The sequence below is a fragment of the Albidovulum sp. genome (genome assembly GCF_049646345.1).
Classification (GTDB): Bacteria; Pseudomonadota; Alphaproteobacteria; order Rhodobacterales; family Rhodobacteraceae; genus Albidovulum.
In genome coordinates, this window is the sequence record NZ_JBARVQ010000346.1 from 1 (window position 1) to 3585 (window position 3585).

General features: G+C 63.4%; 3 protein-coding genes. 1 reads left to right on the plus strand and 2 read right to left on the minus strand.

Annotated features, from left to right (window positions below):
- Nucleotides 1-1069: S1 family peptidase (locus WBB85_RS08640; protein ID WP_432638218.1), on the plus strand; the 1069-nt coding region annotated here is incomplete at its 5' end.
- Nucleotides 1070-1075: 6 nt separating this feature from the next.
- Here the strand turns inward: WBB85_RS08640 and WBB85_RS08645 are convergent.
- Both WBB85_RS08645 and WBB85_RS08650 read right to left on the minus strand, forming a co-directional pair.
- The gene (locus WBB85_RS08645; RefSeq protein WP_432638220.1) at nucleotides 1076-2524 is read right to left on the minus strand and encodes a TrkH family potassium uptake protein; all 1449 of its coding nucleotides are present in this window, start codon (nucleotides 2522-2524) and stop codon (nucleotides 1076-1078) included.
- A 392-nt stretch (nucleotides 2525-2916) separates the two neighbouring features.
- Nucleotides 2917-3585: hypothetical protein (locus WBB85_RS08650; RefSeq protein ID WP_432638219.1), on the minus strand; the 669-nt coding region annotated here is incomplete at its 5' end.

Sequence of the window (3585 nt, forward strand, 5' to 3'; positions counted from 1 at the left end):
GAGCGAAACCGAAGCCGGGGTCGAAATTACCCTGCCCATGGCGTTGGTTGAATTCGACCGTTATCAACCGCCCTTCGTGCAGTATCGCGAAAGGGCCGGATCGGGTTTCCGCGCATTGCTGATCTCGCAAAAGGGCGATCAGGCGACGCTGGCCGGGCTCTATGACATCATGCAGACGCTGGAGATTGTGCCCGTCAACGGCGAACGGCGGCTAGGTGCGACCTCTTTCGTGCTGGCTGGAGAGAATGACAGTATTCAGTCCTACAGCCAGGCCGAGCTGAAGAACGGGACGATCAAGGGCTTCACCCTTGTCTGGCCGTCCAAGGACGCTCAGATGGGCGCCCGCGCGGTTGATGTCATGAAGGCCGCATTCCGTCCCTTGGGCGACACCGCCCTTGATGAAGGCCTGGGCGAGCCTCTGGCCGAGGATCACGCCCATCTGATGGCGGGGCTTGAGGTCCGGCGGCCGGAACGCTCCCGCTCGGGCTTCTATGTCAGTGCAGGCGGGTTGGTTGCCACCACGGACGACGTCGTCGCCGGATGTGGTCGCCTGACTCTCGACGGTGGCACCGAGGCTGATCTGGCCTTGCATGATGATGGGTCCGGCCTTGCCATCCTGAAACCGCGCACCACGCTCGCCCCCCGGGCCTATGCCCGTTTTGGCGCGGGTCGGGTCAATGCAGAGGTTGCGGTTGCGGGCTTTTCCTATGGCGACGCGCTCGACACGGCGGTGATGACCTTCGGCACGCTGGCCGATACGCGGGGGCTGGGTGGCGAGGACAACCAGACACGTCTCTCGGTCAGGACGCTCGACGGCGATGCCGGGGCGGCGGTGATCGATGCAAGCGGCGATGTGATCGGTATGCTGCTGCCGCGCAACGACGATGCAGGCCGGGTTCTGCCCGACGATGTCGGCCTGGCGCTGGACGGAGCGGCGATCCAGTCGGCGCTCGCGGCGGCGGGGCTGGCCTCAGGCACGGCAGAAGTGCAATCCTCACCCGCCCTTGCGCCCGAGGACATCACATTGCTTGGCCGCGATATGGCGGTCCTGGTTTCCTGCTGGAACTGACGGGTCTCAGGCCCGCCAGAAGCGTGGCAGGAAGAGCACCAGCACAACGAGCAGTTCCAGCCGACCAAGCAGCATCGCCACGGTCAGGATCCACTTCGCGACGTCATTGATCGCCGCGAAGTTCCCGGCCGGGCCGATGATCTCACCCAGACCCGGGCCGATATTGGCGATCGCCGTCGCGGCACCGGAAATCGAGGTGGTGAAATCGAGCCCCGTCAGCGCCAGCGACACCGCAATCAGGCCAAGGCTGACAACGAAGAGGCCAAGAAAGCTCATGACCGAGGAAAGGACCTCTTCCGTCACCGGTCGTCCGGCATAGCGCGGCGCGAAGACCCCGTTGGGTGAGTGGATGCGGCGGATCTGGGCGCGGACGGCGGCGATCAGCAGCTGATAGCGGAAAATCTTGACCGAACAGCAGGTCGATCCGGCGCAGCCGCCGATGAGGCCGATGAAGAAAAAGAGCACAATCGCGAAGGGCCCCCAGAGCTGATAATCGGCGCTTGCATATCCCGTCCCGGTGATGATGGATGTCACGTTGAAGACGGCTTCACGGAACGCATGGGAAATGCCGTCGCCGCGCAGGAACACCCGGTAGGCCCAGATCACCGCGATCAGGACCGCGAGCGTGGCAAAGAACCCCCGGACCTGCGCGTCCTGCCATAGCGGTCGGGCGCTGCCGGCCACCAGTTGCACATACCGCACGAACGGCAGGGCCGCGACAATCATGAAGACTGAGGACACATATTCAGGCGCGCCCTGAAACAGGCCGAATGAGGCGTCTGATGTGGAAAAGCCGCCCGTGGCGATGGTGGTCATCGCGTGGTTCACCGCATCGAACCCATCCATGCCGACGCTGACATAGGCCAGACCGCAGACAATTGTCAGCGCCACATAGATCCCCATGATCTGTGCGGCGATCTGCGCGGCACGCGGCAGCACCTTGCCGCCAGTATCAAAGCCTTCGGAGCGGAAGATCTGCATGCCGCCGACCCGAAGTTCTGGCAGGAACACCATCGCCACGACGATGATCCCGACGCCCCCGAACCATTGCAGCAGCGACCGCCACAACAAGAGCCCCTCTGGCATCAGGTCGAGCCCGATAAAGACCGTGGCGCCCGTCGTGGTCAGGCCCGACATCGCCTCGAACACCGCATCGACGGGCCGCGCGCCCGTGGCTCCGAACAGGAAGGGCAAGGCCCCGAAAAGCGGCAGGATAACCCAGACGCCGGTCGCCATCAGGAAGGTCTGCTGCAGCGACAGCCGCTCCCCCACCCGGTTGGCGCAAGCCAGAGCCATCAATCCGCCCCCCAATGTGGTGACAAGGGCGCTTTGCAAAAACGCCTGCCAATGGTCGTTGCCAAAGGCGAAATCGACGGCCAGCGGGACGAGCATTGTCACCCCAAGCACAGCGGTCAACAGGCCGATCACATATCCGACGGGGCGCAGGTCGAGCATGTCCATGCCATGGCCGGGCGTCGCGATCCTGTCAAGCGCTTCTGAAGGTGGCGGCGGCGCGATTTGAAATGGCTTTGCGCCCCGGAGCGGTCGTTGCCAATTGCAAGACACAAGCCGGGCGGGTGCCTGCCCGTGGGGTGCCGCGACGACGCTTCTTCAGGGCAGTTTATACCCGCAAAGCCCCTCTGACCTCATGCGAGGCGCGCGGTCTCAAAGGCTCCAGCCCGCCGGGACGGGCAGGCGCTCGCCCAGCGCCTTCGGCTTGATTCCTGGCGATTGGCACATTGGATCTACGACCGCAAAGTCCCGACAACAGACCGACACTTTTGAAGGCATGCCAACAGAAACGGCGCGCCCAGTAGGGGGCGCCGTTGGATGTCAGGTTCGTCTGCTCAGAACTGGTAGCCGAGCGATAAATCCCAAAGCGCGTCGGAACTCGTCGTATCGACTACACCGGCCTGAACATAGGCCCCCTGCCAGACCGTATATTTTCCGCTCAGACCGTAAATCGTGCTGGCTCCGTCCACGTCGAGCACGGTCGCCGTCACCCCCAACTGGTCCATCGGGCGGTAGGTGGCCCAGGCCATGAGCGCATCGGGAACGACATTGCTGCCGCCGGTATAGCCAAGGCCCGCCTCGTAATGATCCGCGCTCGCGCCGATTTCTACATGGATGGCCGATTGCGATGAGGTCGCGCCCGGCTTGACCAGTTCCAACGACCCGTTGGCAAAGAACCTGCCGGTATCGTAGCCGATGGCAAGATCGAACACATTGGTGTCGAGGTCGGACAGGCGGTGATAGGAAACCGCAGCCTTCATCATTCCGTATTCGGCGTCGTAACGCAGGCCGATCGGAGTATCGTCGCCCAGAAGGTAGACCGCTTCAACGATCCCGCCGGTGAGAATGTCCTGTTCAAGCGATACCAGCTTGGAGCCACCGAGATCCGGCATGCGGCTGACGGCGCTGGCGGCGTTGCGCGGGATGCCGAAGCTGAACTTGCCATAGCTCGTCCGGTAGGTGGCGTCTGCGAAGACGGCCGTTTCAACTTCAAAGGTCTCTCC